Source organism: Nonomuraea muscovyensis, from assembly GCF_014207745.1.
Lineage (GTDB): Bacteria > Actinomycetota > Actinomycetes > Streptosporangiales > Streptosporangiaceae > Nonomuraea > Nonomuraea muscovyensis.
The window spans coordinates 2,413,351-2,431,394 of sequence record NZ_JACHJB010000001.1; the positions used below are offsets into that span (position 1 = coordinate 2,413,351).

Here is an 18,044-nt window from a genome sequence, read left to right on the forward strand (position 1 = left end):
TCAGTCCTCGTCGCCCTCGAAGACGTCCTCGAAGACCTCTTCGACGATCTCGCCCGCCACGAGGCCGCCGACGACGCCCGCGGCCCCGGCGGCGGCCACCATGCCCAGGCCGGGCCCACCGTGGTGACCACCGTGGTGACCACCGTGGTGACCGCCGTGGAAGTCGCCGTGGTGACCGTCGTGGTGACCGTGGTGGCCGCCGTGGAAGCCGCCGTACTGGGCGAGCCCGGACAGCCAGCGACCGATCTCGCCGGACCAGTCGGTGTTCATCGCGTCGTCGTGGCTGATCGTGAAGCGCCCGATGGCGTCACCGGAGTAGCGTCCGGAGCTCTTGTCGGCCTCCAGGATCACCTCCAGGCCCCCGGGGTTCGTCACGAAGGTCACCTCGACCTCCCCGACCGACCCGGCGTACTGCGGCGGCGGGTAGAACTCGATCTCCTGGTAGAACGGCAACTCCTGGCGCGAGCCGTAGATCTGGCCCACCTCCAGGTCGGCCGACTTGAACCGGAACCCGAGCTGCGGGAACGCGTCCAGGATGCGGAACTGGGACGGCAGCGGCTCGACGTCGACCATGTCGAGGTCGCCCTTGTCGACGGCCTTGGCGATGGCGAGCTCCGTGCGCACGCCGAGCGCCATGCCGGTCAGCCGCTGGCCGGCGATCTCGCTGATCGGCGCCTCCCACGGCACGGGGATCTGGAAGTCGATCACCCGCTCCTCGCCCTTGCGAAGGGTGAACGGGCCGGAGACCTGGGCGCGCGAGAACTCACCGACTCCCGCGCCTTCGCCGTCGCCGAACTCGACCTCCACCCTGGCCACCAGGCCGAGGGTGATGTGCTCGATCTCGGCGTCGAAGTCGCCGCCCTTGAGGCGGACCTCACCGGTCAGCGTGCCGCCCGGCCGGGTTCGCGGAGTGGCCAGGACGGTGTCCACCGAGGGTGCGCCCACACCGAACGCGCCCAGCATCCGTTTGAAGACCACGGCATGTTCTCCCTGTCGCTTCTGTTGATGGCATGTGTCAGCCACCCGCCTGAACGATCAACGTCGGCGGCGGGTTCCGTGGGCCAGTAAAACGTGTCTCCGCAGGCGGCACGCGGTGGTCGCCGTTTGATAGGGAATTGCGCGGTTCGCACGGAATGCGGCGGCGGGGTGGCCGGCCGAGGACGCCGTTCATCGATTCACAGGAAGCCCGCAGGTGGCACGGTCCAAGCCGTCAAGGTCCGCCTCCTATAGTCGTCATCAACGGCGATCGTCGTCGATGGCATCGACGAGCCTGCCCTTCCCGGCTTCTTCCGGTGTGGGTGCCGGCAGCAACGCGCGAACTCGGAGTGGAGGCACCGGGCCTTGTCAGCAGGAAACGCCGGACAGCCGGGGGGCGCGCGCACGCGGAGGGGGCGGCTGCGCGACAGGCTGCTGGCCGCCACCGGAGTCCTGCTCCTGGCGGTGGCCGCCGGCTGCTCCAGCGACGGGGGCGGCGGCGAGGGCGTGCCGGTCACCACCACCCAGCCGTCGGCGAATGCGGACTGCAAGCCCACGGACGAGCTCGTGCCGCCCTGCGGGGCGTACTGGGGCATGTACGTCGCGCCCGGCGACCCGAAGGTGCCCGTGGTGCAGTCCATCGGCGCCATGGAGTCCCAGCTCGGCCGCAAGCTCGACGTGATCTTCAGTTATCACGACATGTCCGACTCCCCCAACGGGACCTTCATCCGCGAGGACGAGGTCGAGCTCGGGCGGGACCGCATCCTCCTGCTGAGCTGGGAGGCCAAGATCTGGGGCACTCCCGAGCGCACGCTGTTGTGGCGCGACATCGCCAGCGGCTCCATGGACACCCTGATCGACAAGCAGGCCCAGCGGATCAAGAGCTACGGCAAGCGCGTCATGCTGGGCTTCGACGGTGAGATGGACCGGCGCGAGACCAGCGGCACCGCGGCCGAGTACGTCGCCGCCTACAAGCACATCCACGACCGGTTCGACAAGCTCGGCGTGACCAACGTGGTGTGGGTGTGGGCCGTGACCGGCTTCATCGAGTACAAGGACAAGTGGAAGAGCCTGTATCCGGGCCACGACTACGTCGACTGGATCAGCTACGACCCCTACAACTTCGCCGGTTGCCGGGGCGCGAAGTGGACGGACTTCGAGCAGACGGTCAAGCCGACCTACGACTGGTTCCAGGCCAACGGGTTCGCGGACAAGCCGATCATCATCGGCGAGTACAGCTCCGAGGTCGATCCGAAGAACCCCTCGGCCAAGGCCGACTGGTTCCGCGGCGTCCCGCAGGCCCTGAAGACCATGCCCAAGATCAAGGCCCTCCTGCAGTGGAACGCCGTCCTCGACCCCGAGTCGCCCAACGGCTGCGACTTCCGGCTCGACGGGCCGGGCGTCGTCGAGGCGTTCGCCGAGGCCGGCCGCGACCCGTACGTCAACCAGCCGCTCCCCGACGCTCAGGCCGGCGGCTCGTAGCCGGAGCCCGCGTCCTCGCCGCCGTCGCCCGTGCCGTTGAGCACCCGCAGCACCCAGTCCAGCGAGCCGCCGGCGAGCACCTCCTCGGCGATCCGCTTGGCCGTGGTCGTCTTCAGCGCCGCCAGCGAGCTGTCGATCCACGGCTGCACGTTCTGGTGGCCCTGCTCGCGGTACTCGACGGCCTGGATCAGGCACTCCAGCTTGTCCGCGTCACGGGCGCAGACGGCCTCCAGGCTGGCCTTCTCCTCGTACTCCGCGACCGCCCCACCCACCATCCGCGCCACCGCGTCCGGCACGCCGCGCATCTGGTCGGCGGTGACCTGCTCGTTCGGAGCGGCCCGCAGGTAGAGCTTGCCGAGGTACGGGATGTCGGTGATCCGCGTCTCCTGCGTGTCGTGGAACAGGCTCATGAACGCCGCCCGCTGCGGATCGCCGCCCTCCAGCACGGTGATCACGCTCGCGATCACCGCGGCGCGGAAGGAGTGGTCGGCGATGCTCTCCGGGTCCCGCACGCCGGCGACCAGCCACCCCGTGCGCTTGTAGCGCTTGAGCAGCCCCATCTCGTACAGCAGGCCCGCGAGCCGGGTCAGGTCGTCCCTCACGAAATGCCCCTCTCAGCCGAGACGCGCCCTGCGCAGAGCGTAGAGGCCGAACGGCGGTTCCCCGCCCCCGCCGCGCCCGGCAGGTGGACATCATGACCTGCCCCGTAACCGCGCATGTGAACACCCGGACGCCTCCCTGTCCGGAACGGCTCGGACCGCGTGGCCGCAGGCTCGCGGCGCGGCGGGCCCGGCGGGCCCGGCGGGAGGGCGGCGTCGCCGTCTAGAATCCGCGGCAGGGGTGAGCGATGACGAGGCGGCCGTGGACGGGCACCGTGGTGCTGGCCGTCTCGGCGGTGACCGGATGGCTGGTCGTCGTGACGCTCCCCGGACCCCCCTACGACCTGCTCTGGACTCTCGGCGCCGGGGTCGGGACGTCGTTCCTCGCGGCCGGGGTGGTCGCGTGGCGGCTGCACCCCCACAACCGGGTGGGCCCGCTCATGGTGGCCGTCGGCGTCGCCTGGGTCCCGCAGCAGTTGCTGATCAGCTCCGCCGAGCTGCCGCTGTTCCCGGTGTGGCTGCTGCTCGGCAGTCTGTGGGCGGCGCTGGCCTGCCATCTGTTCCTCGCCTTCCCCACCGGGCGGCTGGGCCGCCTCTCCTGGCGGATCGTGGCCGGCCTCGCCTACGCCGAGGCGGTGGTGCTCCCGGCGACGGAGACCTTGGCCGCCCGCCCGGAGCCCGCCGAGCCGCTGAGATCGATCGGGCAGTTCGTCAACCAGTCCGCCTGGCATCTGGTCATCGTCACCGGGCTCGCGGTCCTCGCGCTCGCGACGGCCCGCTGGCGTGAGGGCGGCGTCGCCCACCGGCGGGCCGCCTTCCCCGTCACCGCCGCCTCCGTGATCGCCACGGTCGCGTTCGTGGCGTCCCACCTGGTGAGCACGTGGGGGCCGGCAGAGCTCGAACTCCCCCTGGCGGTCACCATGTTCGGCGCCTTCGCCGCGGTTCCGCTCGCCTATCTCGGCTCCCTGCTCCGGCTCAGGATCGACCGCGGCCGGGTGGCGGACCTCGTCGTACGGCTCAGGAGCAGGAAGCGGCCGGGCAGCTTGGAGAACGCGCTGGCGACCACGCTGCACGACCCGACGCTGCGCCTCGGATACTGGATGGCCGGCCAGGGCCGATACGTCGACGCCGAGGGCAGCCCGGTCGAGCTGCCGCCGAAGGAGAGCGGCAGGATGATGACCCGCGTCGACCAGGGCGGGTCGCGCCTGGCCGTCCTCCTCCATGACGCGGCCCTGCTGGAGCAGCCGCTGCTGGTCGAGGCGGCATGCGCCGCCGCCGCGCTGGCACTGGAGAACGAGCGGCTCACCGCCGACCTGCGCGCGCGGCTGCGGCAGCTCGCCGCGACCCAGTCGCGGATGCTCCAGTGGGGTGAGGCCGAGCGCCGCAGGATCGAACGCGACCTGCACGACGGTGCGCAGCAACGGCTGCTGTCGGTGGCGATGACGCTCGGGCTGGCCGAGGCCACCCCCGCCAAGGCCGGCTCGCTGATCGGGGAGGCGAAGGCGGCCGTCCTCAGCGCGCTGGACGACCTGCGCGCGGTCAGCCACGGCATCCATCCGCCGGTCCTGACCGAGCGCGGGCTGCCCGGCGCGGTGAAGGAACTCGCCGCCGTCGCGCCCATCTCGGTCGACTGCGTGATCGACCTGGCGGAGCCGCTTCCTCCCGCGGTGGAGAGCGCGGCCTACTACATCGTCAACGAGGCGCTGGCCAACGTGACCAAGCACGCCGAGGCGAGCAGGGCGTGGGTGCGCCTGGCGCGGACCGACGGCCACCTCGCGGTGGAGGTCGGTGACGACGGCCGCGGGGGCGCCGACCCGGCCCGCGGCTCCGGACTGGAGGGGCTGGCCCACCGCGCCGAGGCGAACGGCGGCTGGCTCGAACTGGACAGCCAGGAAGGCGAGGGGACCGTGCTGCGGGTGATGCTGCCATGCGGGTAGCGATTTGCGAGGACTCCACGCTGCTGCGTGAGGGACTGTCCCGCCTGCTCACCGAGGCGGGGTTCGCGGTGGTGACGGCCGTGGACGACGCGGACAAGCTGCTGGCCCAGGTCCGCGACGACCCTCCCGACGTGGCCGTTCTGGACATCCGGCTGCCGCCGACGCACACCGACGAGGGCCTGCGGGCGGCACTCGTCCTGCGCCGGCTGCATCCCGAGGTCGGGGTGCTCGTCCTGTCGCAGTACGCACGGGTCAGCTACGCGGTCGAACTGCTCGACGGCGGCGGCGAGGGGGTCGGCTACCTGCTCAAGGACCGCGTCTCCGACCTGGCGGAGTTCGCCGCGGCGATCCGCCGGGTGGGCTCGGGCGGGTCGGCGCTGGACCCGGTGGTGATCGAGCGGCTGGTGAGCCGGCACCGCCAGCCCGACGATCCGCTGAGCCTGCTCACCGAGCGGGAGAGGGACGTGCTCGGGCTCATGGCGGAAGGCCGGACCAACAAGGCCATCTCGGAACGGCTCGCCATCGCGGAACGTACCGTCGAGAAGCACTGCACCGGCATCTTCGGCAAGCTCGGCCTGGAGGCGGGCCCGCACGACCACCGCCGGGTGCTGGCCGTGCTCCGCTATCTCAACGCGTAGGTCCCGGCGTACAGCCGCGCAGGTGCGGTTAACCGCACCTGCGCGGGTGCGGGCGCCCGGCTTCCGGCGGCCCTGACGTGGTGGGAGCATTCGACATGACGGGAAAGGAAGTGTTGAGATGGCTCTGACCGGCGTGGGCGTGCAACGATTATTGGCCGACTCGGGCGAACCACGAGAGTGGGTGTCGCCCCGGACGGATCTGGTCACCGCGCTGCTGGGCGTCTGGTTCGGCATCGGGCTGATGATCGACGCGTGGGCGCACAGCAACCTGGCCGAGCTGGAGACGTTCTTCACGCCCTGGCACGCGGTGTTCTACTCGGGGTTCGCCGCGGTCGCCGGCTGGATCATCTGGCAGGCGTTGCGCAACGTCAGGCAGGGCCGGCAGGGGCTGGCGGCGGTGCCCATGGGCTATCTCGCCGGGCTGGTGGCGGTGCCGGGGTTCGCGGCCTTCGGCTTCGCCGACATGATGTGGCACACGTTCCTCGGCATCGAGCAGAGCGTCGACATCCTGTTCAGCCCGTCCCACCTCGGGCTCATCGCGACGATGATGCTCATCATCACCACGCCGCTCCGCTCCGCCTGGAGGGCCCCGGACCTCGGCGAACGCCCCTCCTTCGGCCGCCTGCTCCCCGCACTCGTCGGGCTCGCCTTCGCGGCCACGCTGGTGTCGCTGTTCGTCTCGTACGGCAACGCCATGCAGTGGAGTGCGAACGGCATCGTCGAGGTGTTCTCCTCCGTGGACGAGCAAGGGGCCGACCGCCTCGCCTCCTCGATGATCATCACGAACGTCGTCCTGCTGGCCCCCGTGCTGCTGCTGGTCCGCCGGTGGCACCTGCCCTTCGGCAGCGTGACCCTGATGTACGCGGTGGGGGTCCTGATGCCGGGAGCGCAGACGTCGTTCGAGAACCTGCCGATCCTGCTGAGCTTCGTCGCCGCCGGCGTGGCGAGTGACCTGCTGATCAGGTGGCTGCGCCCGTCGGCCGGGCGGCGGGCCGCCTTCTGGGCCTTCGCCGGGCTGTCCGCCTTCGTCACCTGGTCGCTGTACCTCGCGGTCGCCTCGGTGGCGGCCGGGCGCACCCCGGCCGTGCCCGAGCTGCTGACCGGCGCGCCGATCGTGGCCGGCCTCATCGGCCTGGTGCTCGGGGTGCTGTTCCTGCCCAACGCCTCGGACACCGGCCGGGCATGATCCGCGTTCTCCGCCTGGCCGCGCTCCTGGCGCTGGCGGGCGCGGCTTCGGCCGCCCTGCTGGTGCTGGCGGGCGCGGCTCCGGCCGCCGCGCACAACCTGACGGCCGGGACGGACCTGCGGATCGCCCAGACCATCGCGGGCACCGAGCTCACCGTGGTCATCAAGGGGACGGCGCGGGTGCCCGGGCCGTTGCAGATCGGCGTCATGGCCTTCCAGCCGGTCACCGATCTGCCGGTGAACCTGGAGGTCCGGTCGGTCACGGACGGCCGCACGGTGTCCGGTGTGGCGCGGGCGGCACGAGATCCGCAGTTCGTGCGGCTCCAGGTGGAGCAGACCGGCCCCCACGAGCTCAGGTTGAGCGCGGGGGGCGAGGTCGCCGTGGTGCCGTTCCGGGTCCTGGTGGAGCGCGGGTCCGGCTGGGACTTCCTGATTTATGGGGGCTTCTTCGTCGCCGGGCTGCTGATGGTCGGCGGCCTGCTCACCGGGGCGCTGTCCCGGCGTACTCCCGCCATGCTGCTCGCCGGCGGCGCCGCAGCGGGGTTGACGATCGCCGCCATGGTCGTCGTCCTCGAACCGCAACTGCCCACCGGCCCTCCCGACGGCGCCCCGCCCGCGGCCGACCCGCAGGCGGGCGGGCGCCCGTTCGTCCAGGGCCTGCTGGAAACCGTGCCCGAACGCCCGCTCGCGGGAGAGGAGTTCACCTTGCGTGTCGCGCTGGTCGACGGGTCCACCGGCCGGCCCGTGGACGATCTCACCGTCCACCACGAGGCGCTCGCCCACCTGGTCGTCACCAGCCAGGACGGCCGCTACTTCCGCCACCTGCATCCGCTGCGGACGGCACCCGGCCGGCTGGAGGTCCGGATGCGCGCCGACCGGCCGGGCCGCTACCTGGCCCACGCCGAGCTGGAACGGGAGGACTCCGGCGGCCAACTCATCGCCGAAGGCTTCACCGTCGCCCGCCCGGCCGCGCCGGAAACCTCCGCCTCGCCCCCGCCGGAAACCCGCGTCCTGCCCGAGCCGGGAACCCCTGCCCCGGCCGAGTCCGTCGACCCGCCCGCCACGCCGTTCCTACGGCCCGCCGCGCCCCTCGCCGGCCGCCCGACGACGATCGAACTCGGCACCGCGGGGACCCCGCGCCCGTGGCTCGGCATGACCGGCCACCTGATCGTCCGCAGCCAGGACGGCGCCTTCCTCGGCCACGTCCACGAAATGGGATCGTCGGGTCCTCGCCTGCGCTTCACCTTCAGCTTCCCCAAGGCCGGCCGGTATCTCGCCTGGGCGCAGTACGCGACGGACGACCGGATCGTGACGATGCCGTTCACCGTCGACGTCACGGCGCCGGAGACCGTCCGATGAAGCGGATCCTGGCCCTCTGCGCCGTGGCGGCGGCAGCGGTGACGCTCTTCGTCCTGGGTCGCACCGCGGCCTCCGAGCCGATCACCATCCGCTCGACGGGCGCCCACTACGCCGTCACGGTGTTGATCGACGGCCGCACGGCGGAGGTGCGCCTGGACAGGGGTGACGCGGACACCGTCACGCTCTCGGCGGTGATGCCCCACATGGGGCACGCCATGCCCGAGGTCACCACCCGCGAACGGGAACCCGGCCGCTTCCAGGCGGAGGGCGAGGTCTTCACCATGGCGGGAGCCTGGGAGCTCTCCGTCCGCCTGGCCGGCGCCGCCGCCGAAGAGGTCCTCACCGTCAAAGCCCTCGTCACCGACTAGCTAGAGACCCTGATCGCTGGGGTGACGGGTCAGAACAGTCGCTGATGGGCGACGCCCTTGACCGGTGGGGGGACACGATCGGCGTGTGACCTTTGCAGCCCCGGTGCGCTTCTTGGGCCACCTCGGGGTCTGGCCGGCTTCGTCTTCGGAGCACAGCCACGCCCCGTGCTGCGCTGCCGGCCTTTTATGATCTCCCCCGCTCGTCCTTCCAGGCGGCGATGGCGCGCTCATCGCATTCGGCGGCCCACCGGGATGGCACCTGCCGGCTCACGCATAACCCTCATCTGCGAGGCTCTCTTGCAGGACGAATCCGTGACCTCACCGCTACCATAGACCACGTGGAAAGGTTCTGATGCTTACAAGACTGGAAGTTGACGGGTTCAAGAACCTCCTTGACTTTGAGGTAGACCTTGGTCCTTTCACCTGCATTGCAGGCGTCAACGGCACGGGGAAGTCGAACGTTTTCGACGTCATTCAGTTTCTCAGCCTCCTGACAGATAAATCTTTGATCGAGGCCGCTCAAGAGGTTCGGGGCGTACACGGTGAACGCTTGGGCGACCCGCGAGATCTATTTTGGAACGGATATTCTCGAGCCGACCACAAGATGCGGTTCGCGGCGGAAATGATCGTTCCCGGCCAGGTTGAGGACGACTTCGGCCGCCCCGCCAAGCCTTCCATCACCTTTCTCCGCTACGAGTTGGAGCTCGGCTACGTCCCACCGGCAGGCATCGAGAAAATTGGGCGTCTCAGTTTGCTCGCCGAGAGCCTCAGACACATCAAACTAGGCGATGCATCGGATAAACTGCGCTTTCCGCACAATGCAGGCTCTTTCCGCAAGGCGGTTCTGCACGGGCGACGAGCCGGCACCGCATTCATCTCGACCACAATAGATGCCGACGGCCAGCCCATCATCAGCATTCATCAGGACGGCGGGAGCCGAGGCCAACCGAAGCCCGCCGCTGCGTCAAGGGCTCCTGCGACGGTCGTAAGCACCGTAACGAGCAGCGATGACCCCACAGTCCTCGCTGCGCGCCGAGAGATGCAGTCATGGCGGCGGTTGGCTCTTGAGCCCTCCGCATTGCGAACGGCGGACCGTTACGTCGACCCACGTCAGATGGATCCCACGGGCCGTCACCTCGCGGCGACTCTCTTCCGTATTGCTTATGCAGACGGAGATCCTGAGCGAGTTTATGCAAGAGTCGCCAGCCGCCTGGCCGAGTTGTCCGGTGTAGGCGTCAGAGAGCTACGGGTCGAGCAAGACGACATTCGGGAGCTGTTCACGGTACAACTCGTCGAATCCGGAGGACTCACCCTGCCCGCACGAAGCCTGTCCGAAGGGACCCTTCGCTTTCTTGCCCTATGTGTTCTTCTGGAAGACCCTACAGTTGAGGGCCTCCTATGTATGGAAGAGCCCGAAAATGGCATACATCCAGCCAATCTCAATGCAATGGTAGATTTGGTACGAGACCTAGCCGTGGACCCCCAGGAAGCGCCCGGAGCAGACAATCCGTTCCGACAGGTGATCGTTAATACGCACTCACCGGCAGTCGTTCAACTTGTGGCCCCCCAAGACCTCCTCTTCGCGGAGGCCGAAATTCGGCGTGCCCCGGACGGAACGATGACGCGGGCGCTTAGCCTACGCCCCCTGGTTGACACCTGGCGCGACATCGAAGGCTCCAGGACCATGGCCGTGACCAAGGCCGACATCCTGCCTTACCTGACCACTCCACCAGGCGCTCAGCTCACCTTGGAGATCGCGTGAGTTTGCGCATTCTGTTCTTGGGCGAGGGAACCAGTGACAGCGGGATCACCACCCATATCCGACGGATTGCAATTGATCACGGATTTCAGGTGGTCATCACAGATCCCCTGGTCGAGAGACTGCCGGCCTCACGCCGAAGGACAGTCAGGTCAAAACTGGAAGTGATAACAGAAATCGGAGGAGCATACGAACTGATCGTGATCCATCGGGATGCAGACAGGGACGGCAGAGAGCCTCGTTTGCGCGAAATCGAACTGGCCGTCAACTCAGTAATGCCCGACACTCCCTTTGTTGGTGTCATCCCGATTCGCATGACCGAGGCATGGCTAATGCTGGACGAACGCGATCTGCGAATCGTCGCCGGCAATCCGAACGGTCGCATGAGCATCGACCTGCCGCGACCGAAATTCGTCGAAACAATCCCGGACCCGAAGGCAGTACTGGCCGAAAAACTTGCCCTTGCCTCAGGCCTGTCCGGAAGGAAGCTGATCAAATTCAAGCAACGATTCCCTGAGCATCGCCGCCAACTGCTTGACCGCATAGACCCCACAGGGCCCATCTGCGACGTTTCCTCTTGGAACAGTTTCAACGAAGACCTCCTGTCAGGATTACAACGCGCGGCCAGAGAGCTGCAGCTTGGCCTGAGGACGCCCCACGCGCGCGTCAGGCCGCCGCAGATGGGCTGCCCTTGACGACGGGGCGAAGCGGTTTCCGATGCTGGTCGGATGCCGGTCACTGGTCATGACGGAAGCGCTGGCCGTTTCCGTACTCGTCCGGTGCTGGCAGGGCACGCGCGTGCTGAACCGTACTCGGTCGTCTCCCTCGCGATCTTCGAGCGCGCGACGGACGTGAGCACGGTCGTGCGTCTGCCTGCCTGATGCACGACCGTAAAAAGCCCACCTTCAAGGAGTACAGGTCCGAGGTGCTCAGCCCGTCGGCTGAGCGGGCTCGTCAGCCGATCCGGCCTGCCCGCCGCAGAACACCATGGTGACGAGCTTCTGCTGCGCCTTCTGGAACGCCTCGGCCGTGGCGGCGAAGTCGAGCTCGGCGTCCCCGGTGGTCAGCGAGGCGGTCAGGGTCGCACTGCCGTCGGGCGTGGTGTACATGAGCGCCCCCCAGCCGAAGAAGCCGCCGTTGTGGGTGATGACGGTGCCGCCGCAGTCCGTCTCCTGCACGAACACCCCCAGGCCATAACCGATCTTGGGGTACGGCTTGCACATCTCTGCAAGCAGCGGGGCCGGGATGAGCTTGCCGCCCGCCAGCGCGGCGATGAACGTGTGGAGATCCTCGGTGGTCGAGATCATGTCACCGGCGGCGGAGATCCAGGAGGGGCTCATGCGGGTGACGTCGACCACCTTCCACTGGCCGGCGTCCTCGTACCGGTAGTAGCCGTGGGCGTGCGGCTCGGGGATCTCCGGCGAGGCGCCGGGCACCACGGTGCCCGACAGCCCGAGCGGACCCAGGATCCGCCGCTGCATCTCCTCGGCGAGCGAGCGGCCGGTGACCTTCTCGATCAGCAGCTTGGCCAGCACGTAGTTGGTGTTGGAGTAGCTCCAGTCGGTTCCCGGCGCGAACCGCACCGGCTTGGACAACGCCAGCCGTACCAGCTCCTCCGGCTGGTAGGTGTGGGACAGGCCGTCCACGTACTCCTGGCCCTGCCAGGGAATCCCCGGCACGACCGTCCCGTCGGGGTAGTACTCGCCGGTGAAGTTGAACAACCCGCTCGTGTGCTGCAGCAGCATCCGCACCGTGATCTCGCGGTCCAGGTCGAACTCGGGCAGGTAGTCATCCGCCGGAGCGTCCAGCCCGACCTTGCCCTCGGCCACCAGTTGCAGGACCAGGGTCGCGACGAACGTCTTGGTGTTGCTGCCGATCCGGAAGTGGCCGTTCGTCGCCGGCTTGGCGATCTCGCCCAGCTTGCGCACCCCGGCGCTGCCGACCCACTCGCCCCACTCATCGTGCACGCGCAGCTGCACCCCGGCGAAACCGGAATCGACGATCTCCTGGATGGCCTGCTGCAGTTCCGGGCGATCCTGCCCGGTCCGCGGGGTGAGCTTGTCCTGGTCGGTAGGGGTGATGGACATGGTGCTGCTCCTTTGAGTTCGTTACGAAGTTCGCGTGAGAGGAGCCCGTGACAGGGCTGTGGCTGCGCAGGTCGACATCCCGTCAGGCGGCGTCAAGGGCTCCGGTGATCTTGCGAGCCATCTCCGCCATGGTGGGGCTGGGCTCGCCCTGGTGGGTCCGAGCGGCTGCTTCGATGGCGACGATGACGGTGCTGCGGAAGTTGTCGGCCTCTGCCGGATCCTGTTCCTTCAGCAGGCTCATGGCGGCCGTCAGGGCCGGCAGCACCTGGTCGGCGAGTTCGGCTACGGTCTTGCCGTACTTCACACCCTTGGGCGCCTTGTTGAGCACGTGCCCGACCGGACCGGTCGCGGAGGTCAGGGCCATGGAGCCGTGGGTGGCGACCTTGTGGGCCGAGCCTGCGGCACCGGCGGCGGACATCAGTGAGACGGCGCCCCACGCGGCGGTCCGCAGGGTGAGCTTGTCCTGGTCGGTAAAGGTGATGGACATGGTGGTGTGCTCCTTTGAATCTGTGACCGAGTTCGATCGAACGGACGACTGGTGGAATGCGGTCCCGTTGGTGCCCGGGGTATCCGGACTGCTCAGGTCGGGGCGCCCGAGGAGATCGCCCAGCCTTGGGGCCGCATTCGCTGAACCGTTCATGGCATCCACCGTCTCCGACCGCTCTGATATCGGGCCGTCACCGTCCTGACGCGGCCGCTGACACGACACCGCGTGGTCGTGCTCCTCCTGGTCCCGGGCCTCCGGCGCGGCGAAGTCCTCGGGTGGCGATGCGCATCCCCGGCACTCGCAGGTTTCGGTGACCATGAACGTCTGCACGCGGATCGCCGACCCAGAAGCCCGCAGGGCGCTCGACCAACTCAACGAGAGTTTCGATCGATAGAGGCGGTTGCCGTACGGAGATCACAAAGGCCCGTCCGGAAGGGCCTTCGACCCCGGGAGCCGCCTTCGGGATTCGAACCCGACAGTCCAGGACCGTCCACCGGCGCCTCCCGGGCCTGGTCGGGCAGGCTCTCAGTCCGTCGGTGGTCCACGGCCGGCGAGCGAGGGTCGTGTCCTCGGAGCGGTGTAAATAGCTTGACGAGGTAGGTGCCGTGAGGGGGATCTTAGGCGGCCTCGGTGGCGGGTGCCAAGGTCTGGTGGTCGGTGGGGTGGAGCTGTGTGGGCGGATGCAGCAGGGCTCGGCGGAGGTCTTGCAGGATGCGCAGGCCGTTGCTGGTCATGGTGAAGCCGCGCCAGCCGCGGGCGGCGCGATCGAGCACGGCCCACACGAGTGAGACGCAACTGGTCTCGCCGGGGAAACGGCCGATGACCTTGACGCGGCGGCGGGTCTCGCCGAAGGTGCGCTCGATGAAGTTGGAGTGCCGCACGCGCTTGTGGTGCTCGAGCGGGAAGCGCAGGTAGGTGGTCAGGCTCTGGCGGTCGGTGAGCAGGCACTTGACCGCTGCCGGATAGCGGCGGCCCCACGTGTCGGCGAAGGCGTCGATGCGCCGCTGCACCCAGTCGACGAGCTGCTGGCCAGGGGTGATGTCCTCACCGAGGTCGGTGAGGTCGAAGATCTGCCAGTAGGCGCTCTTCACCTCGGCCTGGTCGGCGGCGCTGACCTTGGCCAGCACGTTGCGGGCGCGATGAACGAGACACCGCTGGCGCAGCGAACGTGGGAAGACCTGCTCGGCGGCGCTGATCAGGCCGGGTGCGCCGTCGGAGACGATCAGCAGCGGCGGGCGCAGGCCGCGACCGGCCAGGTCGGTCAGGAAGTCGTGCCAGGCGTCGGTGGACTCGGATCCGGCGGCGGCCAGGCCGACGAAGACCGGCTTGCCGGCGGTGGTGATGCCCCAGGCGGCCAGGATCGGCTCGGCCCGCTGCCCGTCGTGCATCTTGAAGTGCGAGGCGTCCAGGAACAGGTAGTCCAGCTCCACCGCGGCGAGGTCGCGGCGGCACCAGGCGTCGTACTCGGCCACGATGGCCTGGCAGATGGTCGAGACCGTCGACTTGGACAGCGCGGCCTCCGGGCCGAGCGCGTCGGCCAGCGCGCCCTCGACATCGCGCACCGACAGGCCGCACACGAAGGAGGCGATGACCAGCGTCTCCAGCGCGTGGGTGCGGGTGACGCCGGCGCCGAACAGGCGGGAGGCGAACTTCTCGGTGGTGCCACGCAGCTTCGGGCGGGCGATGGTGATCGGCCCGCTGGTGGTCTTGACGGTGGTCGGGCAGTGCCCGTTGCGGTAGCCGGGCCGCATCGTGCTCTCCTCGACGCTGCTGCCGTCAGCGGTGATGGCGGCAGCGCGCTGGTAGCGGGCGCGGCCGAGGAAGGCGTCGATCTCGGCTTCGACGGCGGTCTGGATGATCAGGCGGGCGCCGAGCCGGGCGACGTCCTCGATGACCTCGACCAGGTCACGACCCTCGGTGAACAGGGCGTCGATCTCGGCGCGGATGGCCTGAACGGGCGGTAGTGTGCGTGCCACGAGCGTAGGTCCTTGCGTAGTGCGAACTTTGGTCGGTTCAGCACGGCAACCTACGCTCGTTCACTTTTACACCGCATCTCGGACGCGACCGCCGGCGAGTGGTCGCAGGCTGTCCCGGGCCGCTTACAGTGGACAGGGAGAACGGCTGACGGCCTTCGGCCACATCGGCCGGCCCGTCCCATCACGTCGGGTAGCCGCTTACCACCTTCGTTCCACCTCACCCACAGGACCGGACATGACCGATGTCCTTGTCATCGGCGCCGGACCGGCAGGCGCCTTCGCCGCCCATCGCGCCGCGGACCTGGGCGCTCGTACCACTCTGGTGGCCCGCGAAGAGTTCGGTGGAATGGCGGCCAACGACGGCCCGGTGCCGGTCCGCACCCTCGCACACGCGGCCCGGTTGTTGCGGGAGGCCCGCCAGCTCGGCCGGTACGGCATCGCCACGGACGAGTTTCGCCTGGACTACCCGCGGCTCCTCGACCGGGTGGACGAGGTCGTCCACGACATTCGGACGCATTCCGCTCTGCGCAGCCGCATCGACGGCCTGGGAGTGAAGGTTCACGAGCATGCCGGAACGACCCGTTTCGTCGATCCGCACACGGTCGAGACCGACCGCGGGCTGCGACTCCAGGCCGAGAAGATCATTCTGTGCACGGGAGGGGTCAGCCGGCCACTCATCGTCCCGGGTGCCGAGCTGACCCACACCCACAGCGATGCCTGGACGCTGCGCGAGGTCCCTCCGTCCATGCTGGTGATCGGTGGTGGTGCCACGGGACTGCAGGTGGCCTCTGTCTTCACCGCCTTCGGCTCCCGTGTCCAGCTCTTCGAGACCGGGCCTCGTATCCTCGCGTCGGAAGACGCCGACGTCTCCGCGGTGGTGGCCGAGGCGTTCCGCGAGCACGGCATGGTGGTGCGAGACAAGCTCGACACGGTCAGGTCCTTCGAGAAGACGCCCGATGGCGTGCGCATGCATTTCGTTCGGAACGGCACACCCGACAGCGCCGAAGCGGCCCTGGCCGTGGTGGCCATCGGCTGGTCCGCTGACACCACAGGACTCAACCTGCCGGCGGCCGGAGTCGAGACCGACGAACGCGGCTTCGTGCGCGTCGACGCCTACCAGCGGACCTCCGTCCCGCACGTCTTCGCCGCGGGCGATGTCACCGGCCGGCTCATGCTGGTTCCGCAGGCGGCTCAGGCCGGATTCGTGGCGGCGACGAACGCGGTACGGGGTCCGCAACTCCCCCTGTGGGACCAGATCAGTCCCATCGGCAGTTTCACCGACCCCGAGTACGCCGGGGTGGGCCTGACCGAGACGAAGGCCCGCCAGGAGCACGACGTGATCGTGGCAACCATCCGCCTCGATGCCGCCGCACGCCCCATCATCGATGGTCGAACCACCGGATTCTGCAAGCTCATCGTCGACCGGACCACCCACCAGATCCTCGGCTGCCATGTCGTGGGCGAGCGTGCCGTGGAGACCACCCAGTTGGCCGCTGTGGCGATGACAGCTCACATGCGGGTCCAGGACCTCGCCCGCATTCCTCTCTCCTTTCCCACCTACGCCGCCATCGTGGGTCGCGCCGCGTACGTCATCGTCCGCCGACTGGGCCTTGACGCAGACAGATCTCCGTACGAGCCACCCTGCTGATGCTCTCCGCGGAGCCTTCGCCGGTGGGTCGCCCTCGCCCATTCGCTCGGATGGCAAGGAACACTCCCCTTTGACGATCCCGGCAGCGCACTCCGAGCGAGCGATCGTTGAACCGGGAAATATTTGAATCCGACATCCGCCGAATCGCATCACTGAACATCAGCGAACAACCTTGACTTCGACGATCGTTGAGAATTCTATTTGGGTGCATGACGTCGACCCGCAAAAACGGAAAGAAATCGCCATCATCGCACCCCTTGCCGCCCGTCGTCGCAGCTCGCGAGGGGTGAACGACCGAGCACCGCATGTCGGCACGACTGTGGTGCATCGGATCGATATCCTCGCGAACCTGGAGTCTCTGGAGGTTTGTCTCCGCAGACCAGATCTTCTTTGGAGATTTCTTTGTGAATACCTTTCGCGGGCCTCGGGTATCGGGTCGTTGCATCCCCTTCACGAACCTTGTGCGCTTATACCGGCGCGAGAAAGGAAATTCCATTACCGCCACCACAGAGGCCCAGCGTACCGAGACGACCGAGGGCGAGGGGCGACCTCTGGACGCACTCCTGCTCGCGGCGCTCGCGGCTCGCCGCGATTCGGGCGAGGAAAGCGGCATCGACCACCCACTCCTGCTCGCCGCGCTCATGCGCCGCCGCCGGGGCGGCGAGGAGGAGAGCGGCATCGAGCACCCGCTGCTGCTGGCCGCGCTCATGCGCCGCCGCCGCGGCGGCGAGGAGGAGAGCGGCATCGACCATCCCCTCCTGCTCGCCATGCTCATGCGCCGCCGAGGAGAAGGCGAGGAGGAGAGCGGCATCGAGCACCCGCTGCTGCTCGCCGCCCTCGCAAACCGGTAAGGGCACGACTCCCGATCGCGGGCAGAAAAGGAGTCCCTCAGGTCGAGTGAATCGACGGCTAGGGACAGATCACATCGACCACAGAGGAGCAACTCATGGCGTCAGAAGAAGCCGCCGAACCAACCGAGCATGACCCGGTGGAGTCGCTGATCGACGACGTCATTCGCGACATCCTCAACGAGGCGAGCCAGTCCACCAAGGTTCTCGCCCGCGGCGGGGACTCCATGGCCACCCTGATCGAGGCAGCCCTCACATCAGCGCCCCGCGCGATGCTGAAGGCCTCGACAGTTGAAAGGCTCCTGCTCGCACAGGTTCTGGCCTCCGCTCTGGCCGACGCTCTCGCGCCCGCACTGGCGGAGGCGCTGACACCCGAGATCATGAAGGTCCTGGAGCAGTACAGCACCAACGCCAAGGCCGACGAGCCGAAGGCTGCCCGGGGAACCACCGCCACAGCGAGGGGAAGCAGCAGCAGAAAGAAGACGTGAGACATCGGAGGCGACGCTTCTGGGTCATGGGCATCAGTCATCTGGTGCCCATGACCGCGTGCTCTTCGGGCATTGCCCGCCGTCCATCTCCACCGCCGTCCTGCCAGGGGACCGACGGCCATGCGTCGAAACCGGACCACGGCCCACCACCTCGGGAGCGGACTGTCTCCCAGCGCCGCATTATGGGACAATCACGACAGTCAGGCCG

The 18,044-nt window shown here is 68.5% G+C and carries 16 protein-coding genes; 11 read left to right on the forward strand and 5 right to left on the reverse strand.

Annotation, left to right across the window (positions count from 1 at the left end):
• Entirely contained in the window at positions 1-978 is a 978-nt protein-coding gene (locus FHU36_RS11370; protein ID WP_185083682.1) for a sporulation protein, read from the reverse strand.
• A gap of 363 nt (positions 979-1,341) precedes the next feature.
• Here FHU36_RS11370 and FHU36_RS11375 point away from each other — a divergent pair, with 363 nt between their 5' ends.
• Positions 1,342-2,457, forward strand: a complete 1,116-nt coding sequence (locus FHU36_RS11375; RefSeq protein ID WP_185083683.1) for a glycoside hydrolase family 26 protein — start codon at positions 1,342-1,344, stop codon at positions 2,455-2,457.
• Here FHU36_RS11375 and FHU36_RS11380 read toward each other — a convergent pair.
• Positions 2,439-3,017, reverse strand: a complete 579-nt coding sequence (locus FHU36_RS11380; protein WP_185084752.1) for an HD domain-containing protein — start codon at positions 3,015-3,017, stop codon at positions 2,439-2,441. The two genes, FHU36_RS11375 and FHU36_RS11380, sit on opposite strands and share 19 nt — an antisense overlap.
• 287 nt (positions 3,018-3,304) lie before the next feature.
• Here FHU36_RS11380 and FHU36_RS11385 point away from each other — a divergent pair, with 287 nt between their 5' ends.
• From FHU36_RS11385 to FHU36_RS11415, 7 genes are all read left to right on the forward strand, one after another.
• Positions 3,305-4,993 (forward strand): sensor histidine kinase, encoded by a 1,689-nt coding sequence (locus FHU36_RS11385; RefSeq protein WP_185083684.1) that lies wholly within the window; start codon positions 3,305-3,307, stop codon positions 4,991-4,993.
• Positions 4,984-5,631 carry a response regulator gene (locus tag FHU36_RS11390; RefSeq protein ID WP_185083685.1) on the forward strand — a complete coding sequence of 216 codons (648 nt, stop codon included), beginning with the start codon at positions 4,984-4,986 and terminating at the stop codon, positions 5,629-5,631. Before FHU36_RS11385 ends, FHU36_RS11390 begins: the two co-directional genes overlap by 10 nt.
• Before the next feature lie 118 nt (positions 5,632-5,749).
• Entirely contained in the window at positions 5,750-6,817 is a 1,068-nt protein-coding gene (locus FHU36_RS11395; protein ID WP_185083686.1) for a hypothetical protein, read from the forward strand.
• Entirely contained in the window at positions 6,814-8,175 is a 1,362-nt protein-coding gene (locus tag FHU36_RS11400) for a DUF8832 domain-containing protein (protein WP_185083687.1), read from the forward strand. The genes FHU36_RS11395 and FHU36_RS11400 overlap by 4 nt, the downstream gene beginning before the upstream one ends.
• Positions 8,172-8,543, forward strand: a complete 372-nt coding sequence (locus FHU36_RS11405; protein ID WP_185083688.1) for a FixH family protein — start codon at positions 8,172-8,174, stop codon at positions 8,541-8,543. Before FHU36_RS11400 ends, FHU36_RS11405 begins: the two co-directional genes overlap by 4 nt.
• 352 nt (positions 8,544-8,895) lie before the next feature.
• Positions 8,896-10,305, forward strand: a complete 1,410-nt coding sequence (locus FHU36_RS11410; RefSeq protein ID WP_185083689.1) for an AAA family ATPase — start codon at positions 8,896-8,898, stop codon at positions 10,303-10,305.
• The gene (locus FHU36_RS11415; protein ID WP_185083690.1) at positions 10,302-10,997 is read left to right on the forward strand and encodes a hypothetical protein; all 696 of its coding nucleotides are present in this window, start codon (positions 10,302-10,304) and stop codon (positions 10,995-10,997) included. Before FHU36_RS11410 ends, FHU36_RS11415 begins: the two co-directional genes overlap by 4 nt.
• A 234-nt stretch (positions 10,998-11,231) precedes the next feature.
• Here the strand turns inward: FHU36_RS11415 and FHU36_RS11420 are convergent, their stop codons facing one another.
• From FHU36_RS11420 to FHU36_RS11430, 3 genes are all read right to left on the reverse strand, one after another.
• The gene (locus FHU36_RS11420) at positions 11,232-12,389 is read right to left on the reverse strand and encodes a serine hydrolase domain-containing protein (RefSeq protein WP_185083691.1); all 1,158 of its coding nucleotides are present in this window, start codon (positions 12,387-12,389) and stop codon (positions 11,232-11,234) included.
• Positions 12,390-12,471: 82 nt separating this feature from the next.
• Positions 12,472-13,194 (reverse strand): hypothetical protein, encoded by a 723-nt coding sequence (locus FHU36_RS44320; RefSeq protein ID WP_246502022.1) that lies wholly within the window; start codon positions 13,192-13,194, stop codon positions 12,472-12,474.
• A gap of 299 nt (positions 13,195-13,493) precedes the next feature.
• Complete coding sequence (locus FHU36_RS11430; RefSeq protein WP_185083692.1) at positions 13,494-14,852, reverse strand: IS256 family transposase; 1,359 nt, start codon at positions 14,850-14,852, stop codon at positions 13,494-13,496.
• 235 nt (positions 14,853-15,087) lie between these two features.
• Here FHU36_RS11430 and FHU36_RS11435 point away from each other — a divergent pair, with 235 nt between their 5' ends.
• The 3 genes from FHU36_RS11435 (at position 15,088) to FHU36_RS11445 (ending at position 17,836) form a co-directional block, all read left to right on the forward strand.
• The gene (locus FHU36_RS11435; RefSeq protein WP_185083693.1) at positions 15,088-16,500 is read left to right on the forward strand and encodes a dihydrolipoyl dehydrogenase family protein; all 1,413 of its coding nucleotides are present in this window, start codon (positions 15,088-15,090) and stop codon (positions 16,498-16,500) included.
• Between the two features lie 461 nt (positions 16,501-16,961).
• Entirely contained in the window at positions 16,962-17,351 is a 390-nt protein-coding gene (locus FHU36_RS11440) for a hypothetical protein (RefSeq protein ID WP_185083694.1), read from the forward strand.
• 95 nt (positions 17,352-17,446) lie between these two features.
• Positions 17,447-17,836, forward strand: coding sequence for a hypothetical protein (locus FHU36_RS11445; protein ID WP_185083695.1), 390 nt, complete (start codon positions 17,447-17,449; stop codon positions 17,834-17,836).
• The last annotated feature ends 208 nt before the right edge of the window (positions 17,837-18,044 follow it).

What these genes read in the sequence shown, in the direction of transcription:
- FHU36_RS11400 (WP_185083687.1), top strand. Translation starts at nt 6,814, where the DNA reads ATGATCCGCGTTCTCCGCCTGGCCGCGCTCCTGGCGCTGGCGGGCGCG.
- FHU36_RS11385 (WP_185083684.1), top strand. Translation starts at nt 3,305, where the DNA reads ATGACGAGGCGGCCGTGGACGGGCACCGTGGTGCTGGCCGTCTCGGCG.
- FHU36_RS11380 (WP_185084752.1), bottom strand. Translation starts at nt 3,017, where the DNA reads ATGGGGCTGCTCAAGCGCTACAAGCGCACGGGGTGGCTGGTCGCCGGC.
- FHU36_RS11405 (WP_185083688.1), top strand. Translation starts at nt 8,172, where the DNA reads ATGAAGCGGATCCTGGCCCTCTGCGCCGTGGCGGCGGCAGCGGTGACG.
- FHU36_RS11445 (WP_185083695.1), top strand. Translation starts at nt 17,447, where the DNA reads ATGGCGTCAGAAGAAGCCGCCGAACCAACCGAGCATGACCCGGTGGAG.
- FHU36_RS11395 (WP_185083686.1), top strand. Translation starts at nt 5,750, where the DNA reads ATGGCTCTGACCGGCGTGGGCGTGCAACGATTATTGGCCGACTCGGGC.
- FHU36_RS11410 (WP_185083689.1), top strand. Translation starts at nt 8,896, where the DNA reads ATGCTTACAAGACTGGAAGTTGACGGGTTCAAGAACCTCCTTGACTTT.
- FHU36_RS44320 (WP_246502022.1), bottom strand. Translation starts at nt 13,194, where the DNA reads ATGGTCACCGAAACCTGCGAGTGCCGGGGATGCGCATCGCCACCCGAG.
- FHU36_RS11435 (WP_185083693.1), top strand. Translation starts at nt 15,088, where the DNA reads ATGACCGATGTCCTTGTCATCGGCGCCGGACCGGCAGGCGCCTTCGCC.
- FHU36_RS11390 (WP_185083685.1), top strand. Translation starts at nt 4,984, where the DNA reads ATGCGGGTAGCGATTTGCGAGGACTCCACGCTGCTGCGTGAGGGACTG.
- FHU36_RS11420 (WP_185083691.1), bottom strand. Translation starts at nt 12,389, where the DNA reads ATGTCCATCACCCCTACCGACCAGGACAAGCTCACCCCGCGGACCGGG.